Genomic DNA, 26,187 nt, shown 5'->3' on the forward strand with positions numbered 1-26,187 from the left:
AATAGAGCAATTCGAGCGCCAGAGGAAAGGAGGGGAGGTCAGTCGGCGCTGGGCAGGCGACGAATGGTGAATTCGATGCGGCCGTCCTCGAGCTCTCGCCAGAACTCGATCTCGGTCATATAGGCGGCTTTGGGATAGAGGTCGAACCATTCGCGCGCCTTGGCGCGGGCCTCGCCGCGCTCGAGCGTGAAGGTCTCCCGGCGCCAGCCGTCGCTGCGCGCGCTCTTGACGCTGCGGGCGCGATCGGCGAGGCGACGCGCCACATCTCTCGGCTGTCTGGTCTCGACGCTCATACGCAACTCCCGCGGCCGACGAAAGAATGATAGCGCGCCCGGCGGCGAAAAGAAAAGCCGCGCGCAGCGATGCGCGGCAGATTTTCCGCCGTCGCGGATATCCGCCGGCGCCTCTGGCCCCGGCCCGGCGACGCCCTAGGATTTGGCCGAGCGTCCCAGCGGAGCCAGATACGGAAAATGTCTCAAAATCGCCAGCCGCATATTTTGACCGCGGCCTCCAATCTGCTCGGCATCTGCTTCGTGCTGATCACCGGCCTCAAGATCAGCAAGGTCAGCGACAGCACGCTGCTCGACGAGGTGGCCATGGTCTCCGCGGTCGGCTTCGTCGGCGCCTGCCTCTTCTCCTTCGCTTCCCTGCTACAGCTGCGGACGCTGCTGAATTATGAGCTGATCGCCGATCTTCTATTCGTGCTCGCCATGCTCGGACTGTTCGTGGCGGTGCTGATGTTCGGACGCAGCCTGCTATAGCCTCGACGGGCGCAGCGCCTCGCGCGCCGCCTCTTCGACGAGCCGCGTCACCGTCGCCGGATCGCGAGGGAAGCCGGCGCGGATCCATTTCGCCTGCAGCTCCTTCAGCACGGCTCCCAGCGCGCGGCCGGGTGAAAGTCCGCGCGCCATGAGATCGGCCGCCTTCACCGGAAAATCCGGCGCCGGCGTCTCGGCGAGAAAGCGCGCGCCGCGCAACCAGAATTCCGCATCGGCGGCGGCGGGGCTCTCCGCATGTGCAAGAGCCAGCGCGTCGCGCGCGGCGGCGCGGCCCTGCTCGAAGAGGAGGCGCAGAAGCTCCAGCTCCCGCGGCGGCGAGGCCGCGCCATGGAGCCCTTCCAGCAGGCGCGCCGCATGGGCGAGACGGCGATGCTCGGCGTTGGAGAGCCGTAGCCGATCGCGCAGCCGATCGGCGTCCTCCGGGACGAGAACGCAGAGCGCGCAGAGGCGCAGCAGCGGATCGGCGACGTGGGACAGCGCCGCCTCGACCGCGGCCAGACGCTCGAGCCGCGCCGGAAAGCTCGCGCCGACCACGACCTCGAGCACGCCCGCCTGCGAGATTTCGCGCGCAACCTCGACCGCCCGCCGAGCGGCGAGCAGCTTTAGCGTCTCGGCGCGGATGCGCTCGCCGGAGAGCTTGGCGAGGCTCGCGCGGGCGACAATCGCCGCATGCAGCCCGGCGGGGTCCAGCGGACCCTCGCCGAAAGCGGCGTGAAAGCGGAAGAAGCGCAGCACGCGCAAATGATCCTCGGCGATGCGCGTCGCCGGATCGCCGATGAAGCGCACGCGGCGCGCCTCTATATCCGCGCGCCCGCCGGTGTAATCGTGAATCTGCCCGTCCGGCGAGAGCGACAGCGCATTGATGGTGAAGTCGCGGCGCAGCGCGTCCTTCTCGAAATCATCGCCGAAGCGCACCTTGGCGTGGCGGCCGAAGGTCTCGACATCCTCGCGCAAGGTTGTCACCTCGAAGGGCGTGCCCTCGACGACGATCGTCACAGTGCCGTGATCTATGCCGGTCGGCGCGCTCTTGAGCCCGGCCGCCGCGGCCGCCGCGATCACTGCTTCGGGCAGAGCGGTGGTGGCGAGGTCGATCTCATGCGGCGGCCGGCCGAGCAGCGAATCGCGCACGGCGCCGCCGACGATGCGCGTCTCGCCGCCGGTCGCGCGCAGCGCCTCGAGCAGGCGGATGATCTTGGGATTGTCGAGCAGTCGGATCGGCAAATCACTGAAAGCGGCCGGGCGCGAGCCGGCCGTCCTCTATATGCGCCGGGACATAGGTCCCTTCATTGCGCGGCGACAGCAGAGCGAGAAACACGAAGCCGGCCACGGCGACGGCGAGGCCGGCGATCGTCAACGTCGAGACGACGCCGCGCGTCCAAAGCGTCGCCACAAAAGGCCAGCGCCGCCGCGCCAAAAGATAGAGCGCATAGGCGACGAAGGGCGTGACGAAGAGCAAAGCCGGCTGACCGATGACCCGCCACATTGGGACGCCTCGCACGAAGGGCGATTTTTCACCGGGAGGGGAATCGCCGCGCCGAACCTCGCGCGATCATAGCACGCCGCGACGGCGCGCCGAGCGCGGCGAAGTTCAGCGCAGTTACAAATAATTAGCCGCGTTCGGAAACTCTTTGTCGGGAGCCGTCTCAATTTTTTGAAAAGGTTTTGGGGCCATTCTCGCTTCCAATATTTCCCGAGCCCCTCGTGTTCCGGGCTTCCGCGAGTGTCTCCCATTCGCTCCTAGACGACGGTGCGGATTCAAATCCGCGGCATGAAGCCATCACCGTCGAGCCGGTTGGACTCCGGCCTGTCCTCCTCGTCGCTTCGATGGAGCGCTCGTTCGCGCGCGTTTCGTCGCATTTTGGAGTCCCGCATGCGCAAACCGGCGCCTCGTTCTTTCGCCGATGATTCCTTCGGCTCCGTCGCCATCATATTCGGCATTTCCGCGCTCGCTCTGGTGGGTGCGGTGGGGCTCGGGATCGACACTTATCGCGTGCAGAACACGCAAGCGGGATTGAAGCGCGTCGCCGATGCGACCTGCCGCCAGATTTCCAGCGCCTCGACGGTGAATTACCCGACCTCGACCGACGTCGTCGCCATGGCGCAGCGCTACGCCACGGGCGAGCTCGGCTCCAATTCGTCGACCTCCAGCGCTTCCGTCTCGCTCACCGACGCAGGCTCGACCTATTCGCTGGCCTTGACGCAGACGGTGCGTTCCACCTTCGGCGCGGCGCTAGGCTATCGCGGCTCCGATCTAGCCGTGCGCGCGCAATGCCCCAAGACCTCGACGACGCAATATCAATGCACGAGCGGCTCCTATATCTACGCCGCCAACAATGTCGCCGGCCAGACGCTCACGATGAGCAAGCTGGCGGCGTTGTCGCAGGCGTCGAGCCCCACGCAATATGTCGTGAGCTACGCCAGCCTCGACGCGTCCAACGCCACGCAGCTGCTCTCGCGCAATGTCATCAGCGCCGATTACCTCATCCCCGCGACCACTGCGACCGCCACCACCGTCTTCGTCCATGACGTCAACAAGGACGGAAGCATGCCGCAATTCTGCGAGGACGCTCTTCCCTACACGGCGAGCTCGTCCAGCTCGAGCAGCAACTCGTCCTCTTCGAGCTCCAGCAGCGCCTATTGTTCCGCCAGCGCCTATGTGCGCTCTGCGCGCACGGAGACGATGAGCAATTCCAGCTATTCGGGAACCGTCTCCCTCTCGCCGTCTCCCTCCGCCGGACTCTCCACCCTCACGCTCACGACGACCGTGCTCAACGGCGCCAAATCCGGCCCCTATACGGTGACATTCAACGTGTCGAAGGGCTTCGCCGCTTCCGCCTCGGTGACGCAGGTGACAGGCGCCGGAAGCGCCGTCTACACCACGACCGACGAGCAGGCCTATCTCTTCAATGTCGCGGCCGGAAAATTCGGCACGATGATGACCGACGTCGTCGGCGCCGGATGGAAGCTCGTCTATGTGAAGAGCCATACGGACGCCGTCTGGGAAGATCTCAACGGCGCCTGCAACGACATCAGCTCGCCCATCGCGCTCGATCTCATCGGCCTCGGACGCATAGAGACGACCGGCGTCTCCACCGCGATCGACGCCATTCGTCCGACGGTCGGACGCACGGTCTCGCTGCGCACGCCGGACGGTCCGACGCGCGTCGAATGGCTCACCGGCAATGGGCAAGGCTTTCTCGTCGACAATCGCGACGGCCGCGCCGAGACGGACATGTCCTCCGCGCGTCTCTTCGGCCCGACCGACACGACGTCGGATGGATTCGAGACGCTCGCAAAGCTCGACCATAGCGGCTCCGGCGTCCTCACGGGCCGCGATCTCGACGGCCTCGCCGTATGGATCGACGACGGCGACGGAATCGTGCAGCACGGCGAGATCGAGACTCTCGCCGCGCTCGGCGTCACCGCGATCGACGCCAATTGGAAAAAGACGATCGACGCCGACGGCCATATGAAGATGCAGTCTCACGCCATTCGCAATGGCGCGCCGATCATGATCGAGGACATATGGCTCGCGACCGCGAGAGACGCGCGGATCGCCGCCGCGACGGAGGCGGGCGAGTGAAGCAGCGAGGGCGAGTGAAGCAGAAGGCGCGCGGAGCTTTCACGCGTGATCGCTCCGGCGCGAGCGTCGTCGAATTCGCTTTCTTGTCGCCTGTGCTGATCTTCACCGTGATCTCGGTGATCCAGCTCGGCGTCAACTATATGGAAATGAGCGCGGTGCAGACCGGCGCCTTTCTGCTCGCGCGCGCGATCAGCTCGTCCGCCTCGCCGCCGACCGACGCCGCCTCGGCGAAGACCATTGTGCTCGGCGCGAATATGGTGATGCAGAAGGCGACGGATGTGATCGTCTCCGTCTCGCCGCTCTCGACGACGGCCATGGCCTCCATGCCGACGCAGCCGACGGCGGACAGCTTCTCGCTGCCGGGGGCGTCCTCGGCCGTGCTGGTCCGCGTCGTCGCCAAGCGCACCAGCCTCGTGCCGTTCAATCTGCTCGCCAACAATGTCTGGTCGAGCATAGTGAACAAGAAGATCGACTATTCCGTCGTCACGGTGACGCCCAATGCGTGAGCGCGCTCTCGCACGTTTTGGCTTTCGTGGACCGCGCGCGCGAAGCGGCATCGTCGCGGTGGAGTTCGGATTGCTCGCGCCGGTTCTCGTCATGCTGCTGCTCGGCGTCGTCGAGAGCTGCCGCGCCTTGCTCGCCTATCGCAATGTCGCGCAAATGACCGAATCCCTCGCCTGGACGGCGCAGACGCTCGTCACGCCGGCGACCTCGACCGCCAACGCCTCGCTGTCGACCGGCGCGAAAACCGTGCTCGGGAATATTATTTTCGTGATGCAAGGCGCGACGGCGCCCGCCAACCTCAATGTCTCGGTGCGATATCTCGCCAAATCCATGACCAGCGGCGCGATCTCGGAATCCGTCCTCTATCAGACGACGACGGCGCCGACCGCCAATAATTCGGGCATCGCCACCAATATGATGAGCGGCGACACGCGCATCGTCGCGCAGAGCGTCTATGTCTATAATCTCCTGATCGGGATCAGCGTCTCTTTGTCCTCGCGCTATTCGCTCTGAGCGCGGGCGGCTTTGGCTCTCCGAGCGTCAAAAAGCCATTTTTGCCGGCGAGCCCCTCTGTCCGGGCGCGCCGCGCCCCCGGCCAAAATTAATCATTCTTTAACGTCGACAAGCGTCCTTTCCGGCTTATCCTAGGGGGAAACTGCGACGCGGCCGTCGTCGCCGAGCGAAGGACAGTCAATGACCGAGCAAGATTTGGCGAGCGCTCCCGCCGCCGCAGCCGAGCGTGTCCTGGAAGAGATCGGCCGCGCCCGCGCCGCCGTCTCCACCGTGATCTTCGGCCAGGAGGAGGCGGTCGAGCAGGCGCTCGTCACTCTGCTCGCCGGCGGACACGGCCTGCTCGTCGGCGTGCCCGGGCTCGCCAAGACCAAGCTCGTCGAGACATTGGGCCGCGTGCTCGGCCTCGACGAGCGGCGCGTGCAATTCACGCCCGATCTTCTGCCGGCCGATATTCTGGGCTCCGAGGTGCTCGAGGAGACCGCCGATAAAAAGCGTGTCTTCCGCTTCGTCAAAGGCCCGATCTTCGCGCAATTGCTGATGGCGGACGAGATCAACCGCGCCTCGCCGCGCACGCAATCGGCGCTGCTGCAGGCGATGCAGGAATATCATGTGAGCGTCGCCGGCGAGCGCCATGATCTGCCGCGGCCCTTCCATGTGCTGGCGACGCAAAATCCGCTGGAGCAGGAGGGAACCTATCCTCTGCCGGAGGCGCAGCTCGATCGTTTTCTTCTCCAGATCGACGTCGACTATCCCGATCGCGCCAGTGAGCGGCGCATATTGCTGGAGACGACCGGCGACCGCGTGATCGAGGCGCGAAAGACTCTCTCCGCGCAGGAGCTGATCGCGGCGCAGAGGCTGGTGCGGCAATTGCCGGTCGGCGACAAGGTCGTCGACGCGATACTCGATCTCGTGCGCGCCGCGCGGCCGGGGGAGGGCGATCCCGAGATCGCGCCGCATGTCGCCTGGGGCCCCGGCCCGCGCGCGGCGCAGTCCCTCATGCTCGCCACGCGCGCGCGCGCGCTGCTCGCCGGGCGGCTGTCGCCCTCGCTGGACGATGTGGCCGCGCTCGCCGCGCCGGCGCTGCGCCATCGCATGGCGCTGACCTTCGCCGCGCGCGCGCAGGGCAAGACCATCGCCGGCCTCGTCGAGAAGCTCGTCGCGAGGATTGGCTGAGGTGGCGGCGACACCGGCGGTTTCCACCGAGGCTTTCGATGTATCCGCCCGGCTCGGGCCGAGCGCGCGCGGCGTCGACGCCGCAGAGCTCGCCAGCCGGCTGCCGGATATCGTCATCCGCGCGCGGGAAGTCGCGGCGACCGTCGTCCATGGCGCGCATGGCCGAAGGCGCGCCGGGACGGGCGAGAATTTTTGGCAGTTCCGGCCCTTCGGCGCCGGCGAGGCGGCGCATCGCATCGACTGGCGCCGCTCGGCGCGCGACGATCGGCTCTTCGTGCGCGAGCGGGAATGGGAGGCCGCCCATTCCTATTTTCTGTGGATGGACTGCTCGCCCTCGATGGGCTTCGTCTCCTCGCTGGCGATGGAGCCCAAGCTCGATCGCGCATTGACGCTCGGCCTCGCGCTCGCCGATGTGCTGATGCGCGGCGGCGAGCGCGTGGGTCTGCTCGGCCTCACCCATCCGATGTCGACGCGCGACATTATCGAGCGCCTCGCGCAGGCGCTCGTCGCAGCGGGCGGCGCGGCGCGCGGCGAATTGCCGGAGGCGGCGGCGCTGCCCGGCGGCGCCAAGGCTCTGCTCATCTCCGACTTCCTCTGCGATCCGCAGGCGCTTTCCGAACGTCTGACGACGCTCGCCGGAAATGGCGCGGCGGGCGCGCTGCTGATGATCGCCGATCCGGTGGAGGAGACCTTTCCCTTCGAAGGCGAGACGATCTTTCTCGACACGGACAGCCGCGCGCAGCTGCGCGCCGGCCGCGCCCAATCCTGGCGCGACGCTTATGTGGAACGTCTCGCGCGGCATAGGGACGAGATCGCCAAAGCCGCCGCCGATGTCGGCTTCTCGCTGCATATCCACCGCACAGACCGGCCGGCGGCGGAGGCGGCGCTTTCTTTGAGCTTTGCGCTCGCCTCTGGATTGGAGCGCGTCTGATGGGCCTCACTTTCGCCGCGCCGCTCGCCCTGTTCGGGCTGCTGGCTCTGCCGGCTATCTATTTTCTGCTGCGGGTGACGCCGCCCCGCCCGCGCGAGATCGTGTTCCCGCCGATCCGCCTGCTCTTCGATCTGCTGCGCCGCGAGGAGACGCCTTCCCGAACGCCCTGGCAGCTATTGGCGCTGCGCCTCACGCTCGCCGGCCTCGCCGTTCTGGCCATGGCCGGCCCTGCGCTGACGCCAGTGGCGACGGCCGCTTTTTCCAGCGCGCCGCTGCTGATCGCGATCGACGACGGCTGGCCGGCGGCGCCGGATTTCGACGCCCGCATCGAGGCGGCGCGCGCGCTCGCCGCCGACGCCGCGCGTTCCGGCGCGACGATCGCTGTGCTGCCCATGTCGCAGGCCGACGCCGCGCCGACGCCGGAGGACGGCGGCAAGATCGACGAGCGCCTGCGCGCGCTCGCGCCGCAGCCCTATGCGCCGGATCGCGCCGCCGCCGCCGCGAGGCTCGCAGAATTCGCCGCCGCCCATCCAAATGGGCGCATCGTCTGGATCGCAGATGGGCTGGCGCAGGGCGGAGCACGCCAATTTGCCGAGGCTCTGACCTCGGCGGCCGCAGCTGGCGCGAAAGTCGAGACATTGGCCAGCGATCATGTTCCGCGCGCGCTCGTCGCGCCGCGGAACACGGCCGCAGGCCTCGAGGTGGAGGTGACGCGCGCCTCCGCCGCCGCGCCGGCGTCCGGCTCCATTTCCGCTTTCGATCAGCAGGGACGCGTGCTGGCGCAAGCGCATTTCGAATTCGGCGTGGGAGACAAAGCGAAAGCGCGCTTCGATCTGCCGATCGAATTGCGCAATGAGGCGTCGCTGCTTCGCCTCGACGGCGAGGCTTCGGCCGGCGCCGTGGCGCTGCTCGACGGGCGCTCCAAGGTTCGCCGCGTCGCCGTGCTGAGCGGCGCGAGCGCCGATCTCGCGCAGCCTTTGCTGGAGCCGCAATTCTATCTGCAAAAGGCCTTCGCGCCTTTCGCCGAGGTGCGCGAGCCGCGGCCGGGCGCCGCCGATCCTCTCCCAGGCCTCATCGCCGAGCAGCCCAATATCGTCGCCCTCGCCGATGTCGGCGTGCTGCCGCAGGGCGCGCATGAGGCGCTGGCCCGTTTCGTCGACGAGGGCGGCGTGCTCTTGCGCTTCGCCGGCGCGCGCCTCGCCAATGGCGACGACGATCTCACCCCCGTGCGCTTGCGCCGCAATGGCCGCGTGCTCGGCGGCGCCATGTCCTGGGACACGCCGAAAAAGCTCGCGCCCTTCGATGCGGCGAGTCCATTCTACGGGCTCGCCATTCCCGATGAGGTGACGGTGACGCGCCAGGTTCTCGCCGAGCCGGAGCCGGGCCTCCCGGCGAAGACCTGGGCCGCGCTCACCGACGGCACGCCGCTCGTCACCGCCGAGCGGCGCGGCAAGGGGCTCATCGTGCTGTTCCACGTCAGCGCCGACGCCGCTTGGTCCAATCTGCCGATCTCCGGCCTCTTCATCGACATGCTGCACAGGATCGCCGCCGAAAGCGGGGAGGCCGCGGCGCGGCGGGCCGAGGACGGAGCGCGCAGCGACGCGCCGGCGCTGGCGCCGCTCCTCACTCTGGACGGACGCGGCCGTCTCGGCGCGCCGCCGCCGAGCGCCCGACCGATCGCCGGCGACTATGACGGCGGCGCGAGCCGTGAGCATCCGCCGGGCTTCTACGGCGCCGCCGACGCCCCCGTCGCCGTGCAGCCGCTGCGCGTGAGCGACGAATTGCGCGCCTTCGATTTTTCGGGGCAGGGGCTCTCGGTCTCGGCGCTGCGCGCCGGCGCGCCGATCGATCTGCGCCCCTATCTGCTCGCGCTGGTCTTTGTCGCCCTGCTCGCCGATTGGCTGATCTTGCTGTCCATGTCCGGCGCATTGCGCCGCGCCGCGCCGATCGCCCTAGGCGCTTTGTGCGCGCTCGCGGTGCTGAGCGCTGCGCCGCAGGGCGCCCGCGCCAAGGATGCGCCCGCCGCCGTCTCGCCGCGCGACCGCGAGGCGGCGCTGACCACGAGGCTCGCCTATGTCGTCTCCGGCGACGCCCGCACCGACGAGACCAGCAAGCTCGGCCTCGAGGCGCTGTCGCGCGCGCTCAATCAGCGCACATCCTTCGCGCCCGGCGCGCCGGTCGGCGTCGATCCGGCGCGCGACGAATTGGCCTTCTATCCTATGCTCTATTGGCCGATCGTCGCTGCCGCGCCGCTGCCGTCGGCGCAGACCATCGCCAAGGTCGGCGTCTATCTGAAGCAGGGCGGCACGATCGTCTTCGACACGCGCGACGCGCTCACCGCGCATGAGGGCGGACCGCCGACGCCGGAGACGCAATGGCTGCGCGATCTGACGCGCAATCTCGACATTCCGCCGCTCGAGGTCACGCCGCGCGATCACGTCATCACCAAGACCTTCTATCTGCTCGACGGATTCTACGGCCGCACGATCAACGGCAAGACCTGGGTGGAGGCGCTGCCGCAAGAGAGCAAGGACGATCCCGCGCGCCCCGTGCGCGCGACCGACAGCGTATCTTCCGTGGTGATAACCTCGAATGATCTCGCCGGCGCCTGGGCGGCCGATCGCACCGGCCAGCCGCTCTACACGCTGACGCCGGGCGGCGCGCGTCAGCGCGAACTCGCGATCCGCGGCGGCGTCAATCTGGTGATGTACACGCTGACCGGCAATTACAAATCCGATCAGGTCCATGTCCGCGACCTCTTGGAGCGGCTCGGCCAATGAGCGAGCTGTCCTTCTCCTTCACGCCGCTGCTGCCCTGGCCCGCGCTCGCCGCGCTGAGCGTGGCGGCGATCATCGTCGCGCTGCTGTCGCTGCGCGCCGGCGGACGCGGCGCGGCTCTGCGCCTCGCGACGCTGGCGCTGGTGCTGCTGGCGCTCACCGATCCGTCATTGCTGCGCGAGCAGCGCGAGCCGCTGAGAACCATCGTTCCCATCGTGCTCGATCGCAGCGAGAGCCAGAGCTTCGGCGAGCGCATGGCGCAGACCGAGGCGGCGAAGGCCGCGCTGGAGCCGGCGCTGCAAAAGCTCGGCGACATAGAGCCGCGCTTCATCGACGCGGCGCGTCCCGGCGCAGAGGCCGATGGGACGAGATTGTTTCAGGCTCTGGAAGAGGGGCTGAAGGACGTTCCGCGCGAGCGCATCGGCGCGGCGATCATGGTGACGGACGGAATCGTTCACGACATTCCGGCGAACGCGGCCGCGCTCGGCTTCAAGGCGCCGCTGCATGTGCTCGTCACCGGCCATGAGGGCGAGCGTGATCGCAGGCTGGAGCTGGTCGAGGCGCCGCGCTTCGGCATTGTCGGCAAGGATCAGACGATCCGCGCCCGCGTCGTCGACAGCAATCTCGGCGGGACGGAGCCGGTCGTCATCACGACGCGCCGCGACGGGCAGGCGCTCGAGCCCATCGTCGCGCGCGCCGGCGAGATCGTCGACATTCCGCTGCGCGTCGAGCATGGCGGCGCCAATGTCGTCGAGCTGGAGGTGGAGGCGCTCCCCGGCGAGCTGACCGCCGTCAACAACAAGGCCGTCGTCACCATAGAGGGCGTGCGCGACAAGCTGAAAGTTCTGCTCGTCTCCGGCGAGCCGCATCCCGGCGAGCGCAGCTGGCGCAATCTTCTGCGCTCCGACGCCAATGTCGATCTGGTGCATTTCACCATTCTGCGGCCGCCGGAGAAGCTCGACGGCACGCCGCCGCACGAGCTGTCGCTGATCGCCTTTCCGACGGCCGATCTCTTCGGGCGCAAGATCAACGAGTTCGATCTCATCATCTTCGATCGCTACTCGAACCAGACGATCCTGCCCTCCGTCTATTTCGACAATATCCTGCGCTATGTCGACAATGGCGGCGCCTTTCTCGTCGCGACGGGGCCGGATTTCGCGACAGTGCAGGGGCTCTATTATTCGCCGCTGGAGAGCATCATTCCGGCGCGGCCGGACGGCTCGCTCTATGAGCGCGCCTTTCGCGCCCATGTGAGCAAGGATGGCGAGAAGCATCCGGTCACGCGCGGGCTCGAGGGCGCGCGGAGCAGTCCTCCCGCCTGGGGCGAATGGTTCCGCCAGGTCGACGCCGAAGTGGTGAAGGGCAATTCCATCCTCACCGGCGCCAATGACAAGCCGCTGCTCGTGCTCTCGCGCGAGGGCAAGGGCCGCGTCGCCGCTCTGCTCACCGATCAGATGTGGCTGTGGGCGCGCGGCTATGAGGGCGGCGGCCCGCATGTCGATCTGATGCGCCGCCTCGCCCATTGGCTGATGAAGGAGCCCGATCTCGAGGAGGAGGCGCTGCGCGCCAGCGCCCATGGCCATGACATCGCCATCGAGCGCCAGAGCCTCGAGGAGAAGATGGACACGGTGACGATGACGACGCCCTCCGGCGCGACATCGCAGATCGCGCTCGCGCCCGCGGAGCCCGGCCTCGCGCGCGCGCATCATGCGGCGAAGGAAATGGGGCTCTATCGCTTTCAGAGCGGCGAGCTGACGGCGCTGGTCAATGTCGGCCCGGAGAATCCGCGCGAGTTTCGCGAGGTGGTCTCCACCACCGAGAAGCTGAAGCCGCTCGCCGAGGCCAGCGGCGGCACGGTGCGACGTCTGTCGAAAGACGCGAGCGGCGCCGTCACGCTGCCCCGCATCGTGGAGATGCGCGAAGCTTCTGTCTTCGGCGGCGCCGATTACATCGGCGTGAAGCGCACCGGCGCGAGCGAGCTGAAGGGCGTCGAGACGGCGCCGCTCGCGATCGGCCTCTGGGGCCTCGCGGCGCTGCTCGGAATGATCGTGCTGGCTTGGGCGTGGGAAGGGCGGCGGGGATAAGAAGGGCGTCGCTGACGCGAAAACGCCCCGCCTGTTCATCCGAGGTCGGGGCGTCTCATGCGAGCGGCCGCGTCCGCGGCGCTCGATCTGAGAAGAGAATAGGAGCCGATTTTCTCAGCGCAAGAAGAAAGCTCAGCTCGAGCGCGTCATTTCTGGAAAGCGCGCGAGAAAGGCGCGCAGCACGACGAGCTGATCCGCCGCGCGGCGCTGCAGCCCGAGGTCCAGAAAGCCGTCGAGATCGGAGACGATGAGATCGCGCACCACGGCGGGCCCATGGCCGAGCCCGAGCAGATAGGACGCCAGCAGCGCCTCGTGCTGCGCCGAATGCCGAACGCCGGACATGACCTCATTGGAGGTGGGCGACAGATCGAAAGCTTCACCACGCATCGAACCGTTCCCCTCGAGTTCGCCCGCGACACTCCGTCGCGCTCCGATGCGTAAGTATGCGCTTTCGCGCATATGCGAAATCAAGGGGAACTACCTATTCAATGCGATGCTTACGCTTTTGCGGCGCGCAGCCGCGCGAAGCCGGCGTCGAGATCCTCCTTCAGATCATCGATATCCTCGAGCCCGATCGAGAGCCTTATCGCCGGACCGCCGGGCGCCCATTCGGTCGCGGTGCGATAGGAGGCGCAATCGAAGGGCAGGGCGAGGCTCTCGAAGCCGCCCCAGGAATAGCCGAGGCCGAACAGCTCGAGCCCATCCAGCATTGCGGCGACGGCCTCCGGGGGAACCGGCTTCAAGACGAAGGAGAACAAGCCGGTCGAGCCGAGAAAGTCGCGCTTCCACAAAGCGTGGTCGGCATGGTTCTCGAGCGCCGGATGGATCACCTCCGCGACCTCCTCGCGCGCGGCGAGCCAGCGCGCCATCTCGAGGCCGGCGCGCTCGGCCTCGCGCAATCGCAATTCCATCGTGCGCAGGCCGCGCAGCGCGAGAAAGCAATCCTCCGGCCCGGGACAGATGGCGAAGGCGTTGTAGGTGGCGCGCAGACGCTTGGCCCATTTCTCATTCGCCGAGACGAGGCCGAGAAGAAGATCGGAATGGCCCGCGAGATATTTGGTGCCGGCCTCTATGGCGAGATCGACCCCGCGCTCATGCGGCGGAAAAAAGAGAGGCGTCGCCCAAGTGTTGTCGAGGACGATGCAGGCGCCGCGCGCATGGGCGACCTCGGCGATGGCGGGAATGTCCTGCACCTCGAGCGTCTGCGAGCCGGGCGACTCGGTCAATATGGCCGTGGTGTTCGGCCGCATCAGCGCGGCGATATCGGCGCCGATGCGCGGATCATAATAGGTGGTCTCGACGCCGAGCCGCTTCAGCACGGTGTCGCAGAACATGCGCGCCGGCAGATAGCAGGAATCGGTGACGAGCAGATGGTCGCCGGCCTTCAGCGCCGTCAGCAGAGCGAGGGTGATCGCCGCGAGGCCGGAGGGGACGGCGACGGCCTCCGCCGCGCCGGCGATATCGATCCAGGCCTCCTCGAGCGCGCGCGTCGTCGGCGTGCCTTTAGTGGCGTAAGTATAGGCGCCGCGATTGGCGAGCAGCGACGCCGTATCGGGAAACAGCACGGTGGAGCCGCGATAGATCGGCGTGTTGACGAAGCCGAATTGCTCGGAGGGCCGACGCCCGGCATGGGCCAAGCGGGTGCGGCTTTTCTTTTTTCGCCCAGATTGTCCTCTAGTCTCGCTCATGTCTCGCCTATCGGCCTTTCTGCGAACGCGATTGCGGCGGCCTCGTCCGCGCCGCAGTATAGACTGTTCGCGCAGGACATGGGCGAAAGAGGAGCAATTGTCCAATGATCGCCGATCGCCCGAGCCCAATCCAGAGTCGGACATGATCTCTCGCCTGTTCCGCAATATTCTCATCGCGAGCGCCGTGCTGCTCGCCGCGGGCGCCGAGGCCTCGACGCTCGAGCAGGCGCAAAAGCGCGGCTTTCTGATCTGCGGCGCGAGCAATGGCCTGCCGGGCTTTGCGCATCAGGACGAGGCCGGCCGCTGGAGCGGCTTCGACGTCGATTTCTGCCGCGCGCTCGCCGCCGCCATTTTCGACGATCCCGAAAAAATGCGCTTCGTGACGCTCTCCGCCAAGGATCGCGTTAAGGCGCTGCAATCGGGCGTCGTCGATCTGCTGGCGCGCGGCGCGGCTTTCACCTTGTCGCGCGACGCCGGGCAGGGGCTCTCCTATACGGCGATCAGCTTTTTCGACGGGCAGGGCTTTCTCGCGCGCAAAAAATCCATCGCCGCCTTGCGCGATCTCGGCGGCCTCTCCGTCTGCGTACAGCAGGGCACGCCCTTCGAGCTCGATCTCGTCGATTTTCATCGCGAGGGCATGAAGCCGATCGAGCCCAAGCTGTTCCCGACATTCGAGGAGGCGGCCAAGGCCTATTCCGACGCCAAATGCGAGGCGCTGACCGCCGATCTCTCGACGCTCGCCGCCAAGCGGCAGGAACTCTCGACGCCGGCCGATCATGCGATCCTGCCCGAGCTCATCGACAAGGAGCCGCTCGGCCCGATCGTGCGGCAGAGCGACGACCAATGGTTCGACATCGTGCGCTGGACACATTTCGCCATGGTCGATGCGGAAGAGCTGGGCGTGACCTCCGCCAATGCGGACGAGCAGCTGAAATCGGCCGATCCGCGCGTGCGGCGCCTGCTCGGCGTCGACGGAGGCCGTGTGGACGGGTTGGGGCTCGAGGCCGATTGGGCCTATCGCATCGTCAAGCATGTCGGCAATTACGGCGAAGTGTTCGAGCGCAATCTCGGCGCCGGCTCGCCCATCGGCCTCGAGCGAAGGCTCAATGCGCTGTGGACGAAGGGCGGGCTGATGTATGCGCCGCCAGTGCGGTGAGCGGATATGGACCCTGGCTTTTTCGATCCTCGCGCCAGCGCAGCGGCGCAATGGGCGCCATTGGCGCGCTTCGCCATCGCCGAGGCGCGCCTCGCGCGCTGGGCCTCGCAGCGGCCATTGCGCCGTCTCACATACGAGTTTCTACGCTTCGGCGTGAAGCAGGCGTGGTCGTGCCTGTTCGGTTTTCTGATGGTCGGGCTGCTGATCGCGACGCATTTCGTCTATCCGCGCGAATTTGCCCTCGCGCGTTATGATTTTCTCTTCCTCGCCGCGCTCGCCATTCAGGCGCTGCTGCTCGCGACGCGTTTCGAGACCCTGCAGGAAGCCAAGGTGATCCTGCTGTTTCATCTCGTCGGAACGGCGATGGAGGTCTTCAAGACGGCGGTCGGCTCCTGGATCTACCCCGATCCGGCCTTTTTCCGCATCGGCGGCGTTCCGCTCTTCACCGGCTTCATGTATGCGGCGATCGGCAGCTATATGATGCGCGCCTGGGTGGTGTTCGATTTCCGCTTCATTCGCCATCCGCCGATATGGATGGTCGCGGCGCTCGCCGCGGCGATCTACGCCAATTTCTTCCTGCACCATTACCTGTGGGATTTGCGGATCGCGCTGTTCGCGGCGACGGCGGCGCTGTTCGCGCGCACATGGATCTTCTACCGCGTGCATCACTCATGGCGATCGATGCCGCTGCTGCTGGCGGCGCTGCTCGCCGCGAGCTTCATCTTTCTCGCCGAGAATATCGGAACCTTCACGCGCACTTGGCTCTATCCGAGCCAGCTCGCAGTCTGGTCGCCGGTCGGCGCGGCCAAGCTCGGCTCATGGTTCCTGCTGCAGATCGTGAGCTATGCGCTGGTCGTCGCCGTCAAGCGGCCGCGCGCGCCGGACGCCGAGCCGCTGGAGCTTTCACGCGAGCGTCATCGCCGCCGTTTGGCGGATCATTCCGCGCCCGTGAGCTGAGCCTTTTGCGCGCGCTCCCACCAGGCGAGGAGCGCATCGAGGTCATGCGCGAGGAATTCCGCCAGCGGGCCGGCGAATTGGCGCCATTCCTCGACGTAATGCGGCGACACCGCCGTCACCACCGGAACCTTCGCCAGCATGGAAGCGCGAAAAGCGTCGGCGAGGCCGCCGCGCGAGGCCTCCTGCTTGCTGAACTTGCTGATGACGACGAGATCGACGCCCTCGGCGACGCGCCGCTCTATCGAGGCGCAGGCGAGCGCCAATTCGCTCGAGTCGAGATTGCAGGCGACAGAGCCGGCCCCCAGATCCTGCGAGATCGCATAGAGCGCGCCATCGGCGACATCGCGCAGCACGATGCGGCTGCGGCCCGTCGCCTCGTCGAGAATGCGCGCCTGAGTGACCCCGGCGACGCGCGCTCCGCTCTCGGAGAGTCGCCGCGCGAAATCGGCGATCAGCGTCTGCGCCTGAACGCTCGGCTCGCCGGGAAGGGCGGCGATGGGCGTTGCGGGCAAGGAAGCGTAAAGGGTCATTTCGGCTTTCCGGTAAGGGCCTCGCGTCGCGATTTCTGTCGAAAGACGCGGCGGGTTCGCCTATCCTCGGACGTTCGGCGGAGCGGGCCGGCCTTGCTCGGCGAGGCTCGCGCCTCTTGTCATTCCGGGGCGGCGACCGATCTGATATAAACGGTCAGGGACGCGACGTGAACAGCCGTGAGCGATGAACGAGGCAATGCGCCGCTTTCTCCCTCTGCGCGGGCGCAGGCGGTGGAGGCGTTCATTCGGGAGGCGCGGCGCGTCGGCGCAGCGGCCGAGCGAGGCCGGCTGATCTTCGCGCTCGACGCCACGATGAGCCGCCAGCCGACATGGGATCTCGCGCAATCGCTGCAGGGCCGCATGTTCGAGGAGACGGCGGCGCTCGGCGGGCTCGACGTCCAGCTCGTGTTCTTTCGCGGCTTCGGCGAATGCCGCGCATCGGGATTCGTCGGCGGCGGGCAGGGGCTCGCGGCTCTGATGGCGAAAATCTCCTGTCGCGGCGGCCGCACGCAGATCGGCAAAGTGCTGCGCCATGCGCTCGAGGAGACGAGCGCGCGCCGCATCGGCGCTCTCGTCTTCGTCGGCGACGCGATGGAGGAAAATGTCGACCAGCTCTGCGAGCTCGCCGGCCGGCTCGGCCTTCTCGGCGTGAAAGCCTTCATGTTTCATGAAGGCGCCGACGCGCAGGCGGGCGTCGCCTTTCGCGAGATCGCGCGGCTGACCGGCGGGGCCTACGCCGCTTTCGACGCCTCGGCGCCGCGTCGTCTCGCCGAGCTTCTGTCCGCGGCTGCGGCTTATGCGGCGGGCGGGCTGGCCGAGCTCGAACGGCGCGCTACAAAAGGCGAGGACGCCGCGCGTCTTCTTTTGTCACAAATGGGGTGAGGAGCCCGCTTCATGCCGGTTCTGATCGGATTTCTCGCATTGCTGCTCGCGCTCTACGGATTGCGCATGTTCACGCGCGCTTCGCCGGCGGCCATGGCCCGCGTCATTCGCAAGGGGGGCGGGGCGGCGACGATCGCGCTCGGCCTGTTCTTCATCTTGCGCGGTCGCATCGACATCGGCCTGCTGCTGGCCTCGGCCGGCATGTGGCTCTACGGCGCTTTCTCGCGCGGGGTGAAGCGCTTCGGTCACGGCACCGCGGGGGCGGGCGTCTCGCGGGTGCGATCGGCCATGATCGAGATGGAGCTCGACCATGCGAGCGGCGCCATTCGCGGCACGATCCTCGCCGGCAAGGACGAAGGCAAAAGGCTCGACGCGCTGACACGGCCGGCGGTGATGGAGCTCTACCGCCACTGCCGCAGCGTCGATCCCGAAGGCGCCCGTCTTCTAGAGGTGTATCTCGACCGCCGGTTTGCCGGCTGGCGTCAGACAGGAGACGGTGGACGCAACGCGGGGGGCGCGGATGCGGGCGGCGTCGGACCAGGCCGCCGCGGCGGCACGATTTCGGAAGATGAGGCCTATGAAATTCTGGGCCTCAAAAAGGGAGCGGCGCGCGAGGACATCGCGCGGGCGCATCGCGATCTGATGAAGAAGCTTCATCCTGACCATGGAGGGACGACCGATCTCGCGGCTCGGGTGAACGAAGCCAAAGATGTCCTCATGCGTCGTCATCATCATTGAAGCTCGGCCTTGTTTGCTCAATGCTCGTCGCTTTTTGGAAAAATAGGTCCGTCGATCAATTCTTCGTCGCAAAACAGGAGAAGCCCGAGCGCTTCAGCGCGCGACAGGCGGTCTCCGCGCTCTTCTCCTCGAGCCCGGCGAAACGGGCGCGGTAGAGCGTCTCTCTTCCCTTCTGCACCTTCTCGGTGAAAGCCTTGGCGGTGGCCGGCACGCCCTTGGCGCGGGCGCGCGAGAGCAGCTGCTGCGCTTTTTCGGCGTCGTCGGTGGCGCCGATCTGAATCATCCAGCCCGAGTGGATCGGACGGGCCTGATCGGCTTTGGACAATTCGGCGCGATCGCTGCGGGCGACCAGCGTGCGGTCTGCGTCCGACATGCGCGCCGGCAGGGCGGTCGGCGTCGTCGCCGAGGCGACCTTCGTCCCATGGCCGGCCTTGGCGGAGGTCGAGCCGTCCGCCGTCGCATGAACGCCATCGCGGCGGGACGGCTCGGGCTGGCGCCGCGCGCCGCTCTCTTGCGCCGGCTCCTTTTTGCCGCCGGCGACGAAGGCCGGGCGAATCTTGTCGCCGCGCACGGGCGTTGGGACGGCGAGAAGCGGCGGAGCCGAGGCGAGCGCCATCGGCTGCAGAGCGCGCGGGGCGGGAGCCGGAACAACGGGAGTCGTGACGGCGGCCGCGACGACCGGCGCCTCGTCCTTCTCCTCCTCGGCGGCCTCGACGCGGGCGACCGGCGCCGGAGCGGGCTCGCCCTCGGTGATGGCGTGCGCGGTGCGGACGGCCGCGCCATCGTCGATATGCTCGGCGATGAGGCCGGCCATCACGCGGTCGCGGGCCGCGGCGGTGCGGCCGCCCATGACGACGGCGACGATATGATGGCCGTCGCGGCGCACCGAGGTCAGCAGGTTGAAGCCGGAGGCGTGCGTGTAGCCGGTCTTGATGCCGTCGACGCCGCGAATCTGCCCGAGCAGATGATTGTGATTGCGATGCGACTGGCCGCGCCAGACGAAGGCGTGGGTGGAGAAATAGTGATAATAGCGCGGGAAGCGGTCCTGGATCGCGCGGCCCAGCACGGAGAGATCATGCGCCGTGGTGATCTGCTCGTCATTGGGCAGGCCGGAGGCGTTGGCGTAATGCGTGCGGCTCATGCCGAGCTGATGCGCCTTATGCGTCATCATTTCGGCGAAGCTCTCCTCGTCGCCGGCGATGTTCTCGGCGATGGCGGCGGCGATGTCGTTCGCCGATTTGGTGACGACGGCCTTGATGGCGCTCTCGACGTCGATCGTCTGGCCGGGGGCGAGGCCGAGCTTGGTCGGCGCCTGCGACGCCGCATGGGCGGAGATGACCAGCGGCGAGTCGAGCCGCAGCCGCCCCTTCTCGAGCTGCTCGAACAGGAGATAGAGCGTCATCACCTTGGTGACGGAGGCGGGATGGCGCAGCTCGTGCTCATTGCGCGCATAGAGCGTGCGGCCGCTATTGGCGTCGACCACGATGGCGGCGAAGGCGGGACCGCCGCCGGCCTCCGAATGGCCGCGCCGCGCCGCATGGGAGAGATGCGCGCCGCCACGGCGATGATGCGCCGCATGATGAATGAACGTGTGACGCGAATGATAGGCGCGGGCGGAATGATGATGACGTCTGGCCTCGGCCGGAAAAGCGAAGAGCGCCGATAAAGCGGCGAGAGCCGCCAGAGCCGCCACCCACTTCCAACGCTCGAGCCCGCCGGCGACGCCACGCTTCGTCATTTATGCATATCCCGTTCACTTGCCCCATCATGTGCGCTCGCGGCGGGCCCGATCAGCCTGGGCGTTGCCGAAAAGTCACATGATTACAATCTTACCGATATGAAGTTACCCCCTGGTTAAGGCGAAAGCAGACCGGGATTGTGGTTTTGCATCGCAACATTGCCGTTGACTTCGATTGTGCAATGCATATAAGCTGACCCTGTCAACTGAGCGCATGGAGTCCGCCACGGGGCGAAGGCCGAATAGCGCTCGATACGAGGACGAAACCGATGGTTGCCACTTTCGAAAGCGTTCAGCAGCTGGGCAAGGAGCAATTCGAAGCGGCGTCCGCGGCCGCGGCGGCCCTCACCAAGGGCTGGCAGACCATTGCGGCGGAGACGACCGACTATTCGAAGAAGTCCTTCGAGAAGAGCCGTCTCCTCGCGGAAAAGCTGATCGGCGTCAAGAAGATCGACGAAGCTCTGCAGCTGCAGTCGGATTACGCCAAGGGCGCGTACGAAGATTTCATCGCCGAGGCGACCAAGCTCGGCGAGCTCTATTCCAGCCTCGCCAAGGAAGCGTTCAAGCCGGTCGAAGCGGCGGCGACGAAAGTCTACTCCGCGGGCGAGTGATCGCCGGCCAGACGCGTCCTCGACAAGAGTCTCGGAAAAGCCGGGTGGACCTCCTCCGCCCGGCTTTTCATTTATCGGCTTTGCGGCGCCGCAGTAGAATCACGTAGCCTGTGCGTAAAATCCGAGCGCCGTGACGCGCGTATTGCGAATCCCAGCGCTGCGGCGCGATATGATCGCCGGGGACGCGAGAGGCGTCGCAGGAGGCGGTCGAAATGAGCGCGATCGACGCGGTCGGCTTCGTTCATCTACATGTTCACACCGCTTTCTCGCTGCGCGAGGGCGCGCTGACCCTCTCGCGCGTCATCGATCTGGCCCAGAAGGACCAGATGCCGGCGCTGGCCGTCACCGACACCGATAATCTCTTCGGCGCGCTGGAGTTTTCCGAAAAGGCCGCCAAGGCCGGCGTGCAGCCGATCCCCGGCGTGCAGCTCAATGTCGATTTCGGCGACGGATCGCAGAACGTCGCGGGCGGCGCCGACGGGCGCGGCCATATCGTGCTGATCGCGCAATCGGAGCAGGGCTACTCCAACCTCATTCGGCTCGCCTCGCGCGCCTATCTCGAGCCGGAGCAGGGCGAGGCCTCCCACATCTCGCTGGCGAGCCTCGCCGAAAGCTGCGAGGGGCTGATCGCCCTCACCGGCGGCTCGGAGGGCGGGCTCGACACGCTCTTCGCCAAGGGCAGGGCGGAGCAGGCGCTCGCCCGCCTCGAGGCGCTGCTGCCGCTCTTCGACGGAAGGCTCTATGTCGAGATCCAGCGTCACGGACTCGCGACGCAGCGGCGCGTCGAGCCGCAATTGCTCGATCTCGCCTATCGACGCGGCCTGCCTCTGGTCGCCACCAACGAGCCCTTTTTCGCCACGGCGACGGATTTCGAGGCGCATGACGCGCTGCTCTGCATCGCCGAGGGCACAGTGACCAGCGTCGCCGAGCGCCGGCGGCTCTCACCGCAGCATTATTTCAAGACGCGCAAGGAGATGCTCGCGCTCTTCGCCGATCTCCGCGAGGCGACGGATGCGACGGTCGAGATCGCGCGGCGCGTCGCCTTTCGTCCGCTGACGCGCAAGCCCATCATGCCGCGCTTCATGCTGGACGGCGAAGGGGGAGGGGAATCCCTCGAGGATATTGAGGCGCGCGAATTGCGCCGACAGGCGAAGGAGGGCCTCGAGGCGCGCCTCCTCGCGCAGCCGCCGGCCCCGGGGCAGACCCGCGAATCCTATGACGCGCGGCTCGAATTCGAGCTCGACACGATCGAGAAGATGCGCTTTCCGGGCTACTTCCTGATCGTCTCCGACTTTATCAAATATGCGAAATCACAAGGAATTCCGGTGGGGCCGGGGCGCGGCTCGGGCGCCGGCTCGCTGGTCGCCTATGCGCTGACCATCACCGATCTCGATCCTCTGCGCTTCGGCCTCTTCTTCGAGCGCTTCCTCAATCCCGAACGCATGTCGATGCCGGATTTCGACATCGACTTTTGTCAGACGCGGCGCGGCGAGGTCATCGACTATGTCCGCGAGCGCTATGGCGCCGAGAAGGTGGCGCAGATCATCACCTTCGGCTCCTTCCTGGCGCGCGGCGTGCTGCGCAGCGTCGGCCGCGTTCTGGAAATGCCGCTGGGACAGGTCGACAAGCTCGCCAAGCTGGTGCCGCAGAATCCGGCGAAGCCCGTGACTTTGGCCGAGGCCGTCTCCGGCGAGCAGAAATTGCGCGAGGCGATCGACGAGGACGAGAAGGTCGCCCGCCTGTTCAAGATCGCCGGCGCGCTCGAGGGGCTCTATTCCAACGCCTCGACCCACGCCGCTGGCGTCGTCATCGGCGACCGGCCGCTCGACGCGCTGGTGCCGCTCTATCGCGATCCCAAATCCGATATGCCGGCCACCCAGTTCAACATGAAATGGGTGGAGCCGGCCGGCCTCATCAAATTCGACTTTCTCGGCCTCAAGACGCTGACCGTGCTGGCGACGGCCGTCGATCTCGTGCGCCGGCGCGCGGCGGATTTCGATCTCGCCACTATTCCGCTCGACGATTCCGAGACTTACCAAATGCTCGGGCGCGGTGAGACGGTGGGCGTGTTCCAGCTGGAAAGCGCCGGCATGCGCAAGGCGCTGGTCGAGATGCACGCCGATCATTTCGAGGACATCATCGCCCTCGTCGCGCTCTACCGGCCGGGTCCTATGGCCAATATCCCGACCTATTGCGCGGTGAAGCTCGGCGACGAGGAGCCCGACTACATCCACCCCAAGATCGAGCACATCCTGAAGGAGACATTCGGCGTCATCATCTACCAGGAGCAGGTGATGCAGATCGCCCAGGTCCTGTCCGGCTATTCGCTGGGCGAGGCCGATCTGCTGCGCCGCGCCATGGGCAAGAAGATCAAGGCGGAGATGGACGCCCAGCGCGAGCGCTTCGTCACCGGCGCGGTGGAGCGCGGGCTCACGGCGCAAAAGGCCAGCGATATCTTCGACCTGCTGGCGAAATTCGCCGATTACGGCTTCAACAAGAGCCATGCCGCGGCCTATGCGCTGATCGCCTATCAGACCGCCTGGTTCAAGGCGCATTATCCGGTGGAGTTTTTGGCCGCCTCCATGACGCTCGACAAGGGCAACACCGACAAGCTGGCCGAATTCCGCAATGAGGCGCAGCGGCTCGGCATTGCGGTCGAGCCGCCCTCCATCCGCCGTTCGGGCGTCGATTTCGACGTCGCGCCCGGCGCCGACGGCAAGCTCGCCATTCGCTATGCGCTCTCCGCTGTCAAAGGCGTCGGCGAGGGGCAGGCGGAGGCGATCGTGCGGACGCGCGGCGCCGCGCCTTTCCGCAGCCTCTCTGACTTCGCCCGGCGGATCAATCCGCGCGAGGTCAATAAGAAGGTGCTGGAGAATCTCGCCTGCTGCGGCGCCTTCGACGAGCTCGACGCCGACCGCGCCCGCGTCGTCGGCGCAATCGAGACGATTCTCGCTTGCGCCAATCGCTGCGCCGAGGACCGGCAGGCCGGACAGAATGCGCTGTTCGGCGGCGCGGAGGCGGAGGAGGAGCTGGTCCTACCGAAGAGCCAGCCCTGGACGGCCTCCGAGAAGCTGAAGCGCGAATTCGACGCCGCCGGCTTCTTCCTCTCCGGCCATCCGCTCGACGCCTATGCGGGCGTGCTCGGCCGGTTGCGGCTGACGCGCTGGACGGAGTTCATCATCGCCGTGAAGCGCGGAGCGAGCGCCGGGCGGCTCGCCGCGGTGGTGCTCGACCGCGCCGAGCGACGCACAAAGTCCGGCTCCAAAATGGGCGTCGTCCAGCTCTCGGACGACAGCGGGCAATATGAGGCGATCCTGTTTCAGGAGGGGCTCAACCAATATCGCGACCTTTTGGAGAAGGGCGCGACCGTGCTGGTGACGCTCTCCGCCGCGCTCGAGGGCGAGGATGTGCGGGCGCGCATCACCGAGGTGCAGCCGCTCGCGGCCGCCGCCGCCAAGGCGCAAAAAGGGCTGCGGATCTTCCTTCAGGACGCCGCGCCGCTCGACGCGCTGAAGTCGCGGCTCACGACGCGGGGCGAGGGCGAGGTCTCGATCGTGGTCGCGCTGGAGCGCATGGCGAGCGAGGTGGAGATCAAGCTGCCGGGCGGCTATTCCGTCTCGGCCGATGTCGCCGGGGCGCTGAAAACCATTCCCGGCGTGCTCGCCGTGGAGCATGTCTGAGGCTCCGCCAAAGCTAATGCAGCATATTAGGTAATTATGCTTATTTATTGAGATAATTGCGTAATATTGCTGATGCGCGACTTTGCCTCGGCGCTCTCGCCGACGGCCTGCGACGCCGCGCCTCTTCTTGTCGACGTGAGATGCGCCTATCTTGTAGCAGGGTCCGTGGCAGGCGGAGCCCGCTCGATCGGGGTGGCGGAAATGGACGCTGCGATCGCCTTTCTCGGAAAGCTCGACGCGGGCTTTCTTCCCCTCGTCGTCATCGGCGCATTCGGCGGCTGGCTCGTCGGCGCGCTGCTGCGAAGCTCCGATCAGCTCTTCTCCGATATGGCGATCGGCGTCGCCGGCGCTTGGCTCGGCGCGCAATTCGCCGAATTCTGCGGGCTCGTTCTCGACGACTCGATCGGCCATTTCCTCGCCGGCATGCTCGGGTCCATAATCGGCGTCTCGCTCTGGGCGCGAGTCGACGGCGCGACTCCTCTTCGGCCGGGCGAAAGGCCGAGACATTAGGCGCAACCCATGACCGTCCTCCTCGATCTCCTCAACGATGACCCGCGCAAGCGCGATGCGGCCGCGCTCCGCCACCCGGAAAAGGCGCATCGGCCGGACACGCCGCTCGCGCGCAAGCCGGACTGGATCCGCGTCAAGGCGCCGGGCTCTGCGGCCTGGCGCGAGACCGGCGCGATCCTGCGCGGCGGCGGACTCTCCACCGTCTGCCAGGAGGCCTCCTGCCCGAATATCGGCGAATGCTGGGAGCAGAAGCACGCGACCTTCCTCGTCATGGGGGCGGTGTGCACGCGCGCCTGCGCCTTCTGCAATGTGGCCACCGGCCTGCCGGCGGCGCTCGACCCCACCGAGCCGGAGCGCGTGGCGGAAGCGACGGCCAAGCTCGGCCTCGCCCATGTGGTGGTCACCTCGGTCGATCGCGACGATCTCGACGACGGCGGGGCGGGACATATCGCGCAGACGATCCGCGCCATACGCGCCGCCTGTCCGACGACGACGATCGAGGTGCTGACGCCAGATTTTCTGCGCAAGGAGGGCGCGCTCGAGAAAGTCGTCGCGGCGCGGCCGGATGTGTTCAACCATAATCTCGAGACCGTGCCGTCCCTCTATGTGACGGTGCGGCCGGGCGCGCGCTATTTCCATTCGCTGCGGCTGCTGCAGCGGGTCAAGGAGCTCGACCCCGCCATCTTCACCAAATCCGGCCTGATGGTCGGGCTCGGCGAGACGCGCAACGAGATTCTCCAGGTGATGGACGATCTGCGCGTGGCCGATGTAGACTTCCTCACCATCGGCCAATATCTGCAGCCGACCCGCAAGCATCACGAGGTCGCGCGCTTCGTGACGCCGCAGGAGTTCGAGGCGCTTTCCACCATCGCCTACGCCAAGGGTTTCTCCATGGTCTCCGCCTCGCCGCTCACCCGCTCCTCGCACCATGCGGGCGCGGATTTCGAGCGGCTGCGGGAGAAGCGGCTCGGCGCGTCTCGATGATCTCCTTCAGCGCGGCGGCATTGTTCATCGCCGGCTCGCGCGAGGAGAAAACCAGCGTCACCATATTGCCGCGGCCGAGCGCGCGCAGGCGCTTCAGCTCCTGCGGGCAGGTTTCGCGCAGCTCGCGGGCGTAGCGTGTCTTGAACTCCCGCCAGCGTTGGGGCGAATGGGCGTACCAGCGGCGCAGAGCGTCGCTCGGCGCGACGAGGCGATCCCATTCGTCGAGCGCGGCCTTCGCTTTGGAGAGGCCGCGCGGCCACAGGTGATCGACGAGGATGCGCTTGCCGTCCTCGGCGCTCGCCGGCTCATAGGCGCGCTTGATCTTGAACATGATTTTCCCCGGGCCGAGGCCGCTGGGGACGCAGATAG

At 67.0% G+C, this 26,187-nt stretch carries 24 protein-coding genes; 16 read left to right on the forward strand and 8 right to left on the reverse strand.

Annotated features, from left to right (window positions below; all coding sequences use genetic code 11):
• Nucleotides 1–38: 38 nt before the first annotated feature.
• Nucleotides 39–293, reverse strand: coding sequence for a hypothetical protein (locus METLW4_RS0106185; protein ID WP_018265337.1), 255 nt, complete (start codon nt 291–293; stop codon nt 39–41).
• Between the two features lie 177 nt (nt 294–470).
• Here METLW4_RS0106185 and METLW4_RS0106190 point away from each other — a divergent pair, with 177 nt between their 5' ends.
• Nucleotides 471–761, forward strand: a complete 291-nt coding sequence (locus METLW4_RS0106190) for a hypothetical protein (RefSeq protein WP_018265338.1) — start codon at nt 471–473, stop codon at nt 759–761.
• On the opposite strand, the gene METLW4_RS0106195 is transcribed toward METLW4_RS0106190, so the two are convergent.
• Together METLW4_RS0106195 and METLW4_RS0106200 are read right to left on the reverse strand one after the other, a co-directional pair.
• Nucleotides 756–2,000, reverse strand: a complete 1,245-nt coding sequence (locus tag METLW4_RS0106195) for a CCA tRNA nucleotidyltransferase (RefSeq protein WP_018265339.1) — start codon at nt 1,998–2,000, stop codon at nt 756–758. The genes METLW4_RS0106190 and METLW4_RS0106195 overlap by 6 nt on opposite strands.
• Before the next feature lies 1 nt (nt 2,001).
• The gene (locus tag METLW4_RS0106200) at nt 2,002–2,262 is read right to left on the reverse strand and encodes a DUF6111 family protein (RefSeq protein ID WP_018265340.1); all 261 of its coding nucleotides are present in this window, start codon (nt 2,260–2,262) and stop codon (nt 2,002–2,004) included.
• Between the two features lie 387 nt (nt 2,263–2,649).
• On the opposite strand from METLW4_RS0106200, the gene METLW4_RS0106205 reads away from it, so the two are divergent.
• From METLW4_RS0106205 to METLW4_RS0106235, 7 genes are all read left to right on the forward strand, one after another.
• Entirely contained in the window at nt 2,650–4,362 is a 1,713-nt protein-coding gene (locus tag METLW4_RS0106205; RefSeq protein ID WP_020493720.1) for a TadE/TadG family type IV pilus assembly protein, read from the forward strand.
• A gap of 14 nt (nt 4,363–4,376) precedes the next feature.
• Nucleotides 4,377–4,868 carry a TadE/TadG family type IV pilus assembly protein gene (locus tag METLW4_RS0106210; protein WP_157234932.1) on the forward strand — a complete coding sequence of 164 codons (492 nt, stop codon included), beginning with the start codon at nt 4,377–4,379 and terminating at the stop codon, nt 4,866–4,868.
• Nucleotides 4,861–5,379, forward strand: coding sequence for a TadE/TadG family type IV pilus assembly protein (locus METLW4_RS26330; protein WP_018265342.1), 519 nt, complete (start codon nt 4,861–4,863; stop codon nt 5,377–5,379). Before METLW4_RS0106210 ends, METLW4_RS26330 begins: the two co-directional genes overlap by 8 nt.
• 180 nt (nt 5,380–5,559) lie before the next feature.
• Nucleotides 5,560–6,552 carry an AAA family ATPase gene (locus METLW4_RS0106220; protein WP_018265343.1) on the forward strand — a complete coding sequence of 331 codons (993 nt, stop codon included), beginning with the start codon at nt 5,560–5,562 and terminating at the stop codon, nt 6,550–6,552.
• Nucleotides 6,545–7,483: a DUF58 domain-containing protein gene (locus tag METLW4_RS0106225; RefSeq protein WP_018265344.1), complete on the forward strand. Its 939-nt coding sequence runs from the start codon at nt 6,545–6,547 to the stop codon at nt 7,481–7,483. Before METLW4_RS0106220 ends, METLW4_RS0106225 begins: the two co-directional genes overlap by 8 nt.
• Nucleotides 7,483–10,263, forward strand: a complete 2,781-nt coding sequence (locus METLW4_RS0106230; protein ID WP_018265345.1) for a DUF4159 domain-containing protein — start codon at nt 7,483–7,485, stop codon at nt 10,261–10,263. Before METLW4_RS0106225 ends, METLW4_RS0106230 begins: the two co-directional genes overlap by 1 nt.
• Nucleotides 10,260–12,344, forward strand: coding sequence for a membrane protein (locus METLW4_RS0106235; RefSeq protein WP_018265346.1), 2,085 nt, complete (start codon nt 10,260–10,262; stop codon nt 12,342–12,344). The genes METLW4_RS0106230 and METLW4_RS0106235 overlap by 4 nt, the downstream gene beginning before the upstream one ends.
• A gap of 132 nt (nt 12,345–12,476) precedes the next feature.
• Here the strand turns inward: METLW4_RS0106235 and METLW4_RS0106240 are convergent, their stop codons facing one another.
• A complete protein-coding gene (locus METLW4_RS0106240; protein ID WP_018265347.1) occupies nt 12,477–12,731 on the reverse strand; it encodes a hypothetical protein in 255 nt (84 codons plus the stop codon).
• A gap of 110 nt (nt 12,732–12,841) precedes the next feature.
• A complete protein-coding gene (metC, locus tag METLW4_RS0106245; RefSeq protein ID WP_026191297.1) occupies nt 12,842–14,032 on the reverse strand; it encodes a cystathionine beta-lyase in 1,191 nt (396 codons plus the stop codon).
• A gap of 97 nt (nt 14,033–14,129) precedes the next feature.
• Here metC and METLW4_RS0106250 point away from each other — a divergent pair, with 97 nt between their 5' ends.
• Nucleotides 14,130–15,188 carry an amino acid ABC transporter substrate-binding protein gene (locus METLW4_RS0106250; RefSeq protein ID WP_018265349.1) on the forward strand — a complete coding sequence of 353 codons (1,059 nt, stop codon included), beginning with the start codon at nt 14,130–14,132 and terminating at the stop codon, nt 15,186–15,188.
• Between the two features lie 6 nt (nt 15,189–15,194).
• Complete coding sequence (locus METLW4_RS0106255) at nt 15,195–16,145, forward strand: DUF817 domain-containing protein (RefSeq protein WP_018265350.1); 951 nt, start codon at nt 15,195–15,197, stop codon at nt 16,143–16,145.
• Here the strand turns inward: METLW4_RS0106255 and METLW4_RS0106260 are convergent.
• Nucleotides 16,124–16,675, reverse strand: a complete 552-nt coding sequence (locus METLW4_RS0106260) for a DUF2478 domain-containing protein (RefSeq protein ID WP_018265351.1) — start codon at nt 16,673–16,675, stop codon at nt 16,124–16,126. The genes METLW4_RS0106255 and METLW4_RS0106260 overlap by 22 nt on opposite strands.
• Nucleotides 16,676–16,852: 177 nt before the next feature.
• Between METLW4_RS0106260 and METLW4_RS0106265 the strand changes: the two genes are divergently transcribed.
• Together METLW4_RS0106265 and METLW4_RS0106270 are read left to right on the forward strand one after the other, a co-directional pair.
• The gene (locus tag METLW4_RS0106265) at nt 16,853–17,557 is read left to right on the forward strand and encodes a hypothetical protein (protein ID WP_043331738.1); all 705 of its coding nucleotides are present in this window, start codon (nt 16,853–16,855) and stop codon (nt 17,555–17,557) included.
• Nucleotides 17,558–17,569: 12 nt separating this feature from the next.
• Nucleotides 17,570–18,295, forward strand: a complete 726-nt coding sequence (locus METLW4_RS0106270; RefSeq protein WP_018265353.1) for a DnaJ domain-containing protein — start codon at nt 17,570–17,572, stop codon at nt 18,293–18,295.
• 55 nt (nt 18,296–18,350) lie between these two features.
• Here METLW4_RS0106270 and METLW4_RS0106275 read toward each other — a convergent pair whose 3' ends face one another.
• Nucleotides 18,351–20,033: a D-alanyl-D-alanine carboxypeptidase gene (locus METLW4_RS0106275; protein WP_018265354.1), complete on the reverse strand. Its 1,683-nt coding sequence runs from the start codon at nt 20,031–20,033 to the stop codon at nt 18,351–18,353.
• Between the two features lie 269 nt (nt 20,034–20,302).
• On the opposite strand from METLW4_RS0106275, the gene METLW4_RS0106280 reads away from it, so the two are divergent.
• The 4 genes from METLW4_RS0106280 to lipA all read left to right on the forward strand — a co-directional run bounded on the left by METLW4_RS0106280 (nt 20,303) and on the right by lipA (nt 25,818).
• Nucleotides 20,303–20,644, forward strand: coding sequence for a phasin family protein (locus METLW4_RS0106280; protein ID WP_018265355.1), 342 nt, complete (start codon nt 20,303–20,305; stop codon nt 20,642–20,644).
• 212 nt (nt 20,645–20,856) lie between these two features.
• The gene (gene dnaE, locus METLW4_RS0106285) at nt 20,857–24,324 is read left to right on the forward strand and encodes a DNA polymerase III subunit alpha (protein WP_018265356.1); all 3,468 of its coding nucleotides are present in this window, start codon (nt 20,857–20,859) and stop codon (nt 24,322–24,324) included.
• A 201-nt stretch (nt 24,325–24,525) separates the two neighbouring features.
• Nucleotides 24,526–24,834 (forward strand): GlsB/YeaQ/YmgE family stress response membrane protein, encoded by a 309-nt coding sequence (locus tag METLW4_RS0106290; RefSeq protein ID WP_018265357.1) that lies wholly within the window; start codon nt 24,526–24,528, stop codon nt 24,832–24,834.
• A 9-nt stretch (nt 24,835–24,843) separates the two neighbouring features.
• Nucleotides 24,844–25,818: a lipoyl synthase gene (gene lipA / locus METLW4_RS0106295; protein WP_018265358.1), complete on the forward strand. Its 975-nt coding sequence runs from the start codon at nt 24,844–24,846 to the stop codon at nt 25,816–25,818.
• Here the strand turns inward: lipA and METLW4_RS0106300 are convergent.
• Nucleotides 25,745–26,149 carry a DUF488 domain-containing protein gene (locus METLW4_RS0106300; RefSeq protein WP_018265359.1) on the reverse strand — a complete coding sequence of 135 codons (405 nt, stop codon included), beginning with the start codon at nt 26,147–26,149 and terminating at the stop codon, nt 25,745–25,747. The two genes, lipA and METLW4_RS0106300, sit on opposite strands and share 74 nt — an antisense overlap.
• Nucleotides 26,150–26,187 lie beyond the last annotated feature (38 nt).

It is taken from the genome of Methylosinus sp. LW4, from assembly GCF_000379125.1.
Taxonomy (GTDB): Bacteria; Pseudomonadota; Alphaproteobacteria; order Rhizobiales; family Beijerinckiaceae; genus Methylosinus.